A 1,952-nucleotide genomic window follows, 5' to 3' on the forward strand; every position below is an offset into this window, starting at 1 on the left:
AAATAAAAAAAACGGCTCCATAAAGAGGAACCGTTTTGCTTCAAAAATCACGTTTTGTGTTATACTGGAGAAACGAAATTGTGTTTTCAAAATTGTCATTTTCGACATGATAACTTTTCTCGTAGTGTGGTTTTGCCGAACCCACTACTTTTTTTATGTCTCCGAACTTCATTTCTTCCCGTTCCGGCTTAACAATCCCTTTTGATTTTCGATACATATTCATTCCGGAAGGATACATGTGCAGCCGTCCGCCTTTTAAAAATTTCTTTTCCCGACCTTCTACGATCTTTGTTTGCACCTCACAGCCCTCTGAAGCCACTTTTAAGGCTGTTTCCCTGTCTTGGACATCTTCTAGGTCTATATCAGTCAAATAAGCGCTCAAATAGGCTCCTATGTTGTCTATATCCTTTAATGACTTGATTGTTACAAATCCTAAACCCCATAGACTCCTTAATTCAGCATTTTTAATATAAATCTTATCCAAATCATTAAAGCGCATTAAAACATGACAATGCCAGGCTCCACGTCCTTGTGGCTCTACCACCGATAAATAATCTATCGAACTTTCTTTCTTGTATTTATAACGCAACCTGTCGATAAAATTTTGAAAATCACTATAAAGTTTTTTCGTGTCCGTCATATTTTTCTTGTATGTCAAAGTTATATGTAATTCATTTGGCCGTCCTATAAAATTGTTATTTATCAAATAACGCAGCTTCTTAAAGGTTTGTCTCAAAGAATTATAATTTTCCTGCCGATTTTCCGAATGCTCGAACTCCCGGATCTCCCCAGTAGAGAGGTCTACAAACCTATCCTTGTCCAATTTTTTGATATTATTTTTCCGGTTCATCTTCTCCATATGCTGAACTTCAATGACGTGATTCATAGTGGTCACTTTTACAACATCATTTGGAGCTATGAAAACCGCGTCACCATTGCGTTTATCCATCCATTTCCCCTCAATTTTTCCTGTAATGTTTAATTAAAATCAAGTTAATAATAAAGAACCCCAAATCCGAAGTCAGTTTTTCAACAAAAATTAGCGTCCTTTTCCCAAATAGTCCCTATACAATTCCTTAATAGCAAACTCAATTACAGCATCTTTTGAAACTCTTCCAAATTCATTGTGTTTTGTAAAATGTTCGGCTAATAACTCTAGCTTTTTAAATGTTTCAACAGTAATTCGAGGTCCAATTTGTTTTTTCTCTTCCATCCAAACACACTCCTAACAAGTTGTTAACATAATTCTAACATTGGAAATAATAGAATTCAAGAACAGAAAAAAGAAGCACACTCGGAATGATATTTCGTTTCCTTTTGATTCCGAGCCTCCACCCCTTACAATCCCCAAAGGCAACCGACAAGGGAAAATTCGTCCCTTATCGGCACCTCCGGAAATTGTACAGCAAGGGGTCACTCCCAATAAAAAGACTACGACATATAAAACAGGTTTAGCTTCAGAGAAAAAGAGCATAAGGAAACTCGGTGCCACCCTAAAAAAAAGGGTGTCAAACAGGCTGTGCCTGTTGAGTTTCTATGCTCTTAGAACAGGTGCCGTTTTTGAAGCCAAAGATATAGCATAGATACCCCATAGATATAGCAGGGATATACCAAAATATCTCTAGAGATACGGGTATCTATGCTATATCTCTCTACAAGATTCCTCCACACGCTTGACGGAAATGCTTCAGCATTTTAGCACTCACTCGACAGAGTGTATAAGTGCGCCATTCGGAATTTCAAAGCTTCAAATTTCACAGAGAGTGCCCATTTATACACACCCCCTAAATCGTGGTGTGACAATGGGTTCTCGCCGGCTCGAAATCGGTTTGTCATTCTGACAAATAACCCTTCGGGAAATAAAAAAAACGGCTCCATAAAGAGGAACCGTTTTGCTTCAAAAATCACGTTTTGTGTTATACTGGAGAAACGAAATTGTGTTTTCAAAATTG

Annotated in this window: 2 protein-coding genes; both read right to left on the reverse strand. The window is 37.6% G+C overall.

Features of this window, described 5'->3' with window-relative positions; genetic code table 11:
* Positions 1 to 40 precede the first annotated feature (40 nt).
* Positions 41 to 949: a rolling circle replication-associated protein gene (locus ACWF79_RS34735; RefSeq protein ID WP_375839305.1), complete on the reverse strand. Its 909-nt coding sequence runs from the start codon at positions 947 to 949 to the stop codon at positions 41 to 43.
* Between the two features lie 90 nt (positions 950 to 1,039).
* Positions 1,040 to 1,213, reverse strand: a complete 174-nt coding sequence (locus ACWF79_RS34740) for a hypothetical protein (RefSeq protein WP_375839303.1) — start codon at positions 1,211 to 1,213, stop codon at positions 1,040 to 1,042.
* Between the last annotated feature and the right edge of the window lie 739 nt (positions 1,214 to 1,952).

It is taken from the genome of Streptomyces sp. NPDC054975 (assembly GCF_053609105.1).

Bases quoted from the DNA above. Each gene is read 5' to 3' on its own strand.
- ACWF79_RS34735 (WP_375839305.1), bottom strand. From the start codon at position 949: ATGGATAAACGCAATGGTGACGCGGTTTTCATAGCTCCAAATGATGTT.
- ACWF79_RS34740 (WP_375839303.1), bottom strand. From the start codon at position 1,213: ATGGAAGAGAAAAAACAAATTGGACCTCGAATTACTGTTGAAACATTT.